Consider the following 1,031-nt stretch of genomic DNA (forward strand, 5'->3'; position numbering starts at 1 on the left):
TGAGGTATAGTCCCCATCCGGTGTTGTTTTTGAAGCTGTGGTTGTTGTTGGTGATGTTGATGTTTCTTCTTGCTAGTATGGTGGCTCCGTTTCCGGTGCTTCCGTTTACTGTGGTGTTGTTGATGGTTACATCATAGCTGTCGTCTCGGGATTCCATGTTGATGTATATTCCGTCGTTTTGTGCTCCGGTGATGGTTACTCCGTCGATTATGACGTCTATGAGTTGGTGCCAGTAGATGTGGTTGGTTAGGTAGATTCCGTTACCTTGTGGGTTGGTTATTTGGGTGTTTCGGATGGTTATGTGTTCTAGTGCGGCTTCTCCGCCTTTGAATATGGCGGTGGCTCCGCTGTTGGTGATGTTGACGTTTTCAATGAGTATGTTGGTGTTGAGGGTTCCGTATTCTCCGAGGTGGATGGCGATGTTGGTGGGGTTGTTGATTTGTAGGTTTCGTAGGGTTATGTTATTGTTCGTCCCAATTATTCGGATGGCGTGGGTGTATGTTTTGATGTTGTTGGTGAATGTGGTGTCTTGGAGAATGTTGTTGGTGCAGCTAACGATTTGGCAGCCGATTCCTCCGTTGTTTTGGAGTGTGTTGGTGATGGTGATGTTGTGTATGTTTTCTAGGTATAGTCCGTTGCCGTTGTTTTCGATGTTGTTGTTTTGGAAGGTTGTGGTGGTGGTTCCGATTCCTCTGAGGTATAGTCCCCATCCGGTGTTGTTTTTGAAGCTGTGGTTGTTGTTGGTGATGTTGATGTTTCTTCTTGCTAGTATGGTGGCTCCGTTTCCGGTGCTTCCGTTTACTGTGGTGTTGTTGATGGTTACATCATAGCTGTCGTCTCGGGATTCCATGTTGATGTATATTCCGTCGTTTTGTGCTCCGGTGATGGTTACTCCGTCGATTATGACGTCTATGAGTTGGTGCCAGTAGATGTGGTTGGTTAGGTAGATTCCGTTACCTTGTGGGTTGGTTATTTGGGTGTTTCGGATGGTTATGTGTTCTAGTGCGGCTTCTCCGCCTTTGAATATGGCG

At 46.6% G+C, this 1,031-nt stretch carries 1 protein-coding gene; it reads right to left on the reverse strand.

The genetic code is table 11. The annotated features are described in order from the left end of the window. Window positions 1-1,031: right-handed parallel beta-helix repeat-containing protein (locus AAV90_RS10565; protein WP_046498789.1), on the reverse strand; the 1,031-nt coding region annotated here is incomplete at both ends.

The organism is Syntrophomonas zehnderi OL-4 (assembly GCF_000983115.1).
GTDB classification, from domain to species: domain Bacteria; phylum Bacillota; class Syntrophomonadia; order Syntrophomonadales; family Syntrophomonadaceae; genus Syntrophomonas_B; species Syntrophomonas_B zehnderi.